The 292-nt window shown below is 65.8% G+C and carries 1 pseudogene; it reads left to right on the top strand.

The annotated features are described in order from the left end of the window. Window positions 1–15 precede the first annotated feature (15 nt). Window positions 16–292, top strand: a pseudogene (locus HCN08_RS34635) (discoidin domain-containing protein); the annotation flags it as partial.

Here is a 292-nt window from a genome sequence, read left to right as displayed (position 1 = left end):
TCGGACTGGACGAACATGCAGTCGGACATCAAGACCGACTGGACGAACAAGATGCGGGCATACACCGCCTCCCCTGCCTATGCGGTGCAGAACGGCAAGCCGGTGGTGTGCATCTGGGGCTTCGGCTTCGCCGACAACCAGCGCCCCTTCACCGCCGCGGCGTGCCTGGACGTCGTCAACTGGTTCATCTCGCAGGGCTGCTACGTGATCGGCGGGGTGCCGACGTGGTGGCGTACCGGCGACCGGGACTCGCGGCCGGGGTTCTCGGACGTCTACCACGCCTTCGACATGA

It is taken from the genome of Actinacidiphila epipremni (assembly GCF_012034175.1).
In the GTDB taxonomy this organism is placed as follows: Bacteria; Actinomycetota; Actinomycetes; order Streptomycetales; family Streptomycetaceae; genus Actinacidiphila; species Actinacidiphila epipremni.
This window is presented reverse-complemented; position numbering and strand designations above follow the sequence as displayed.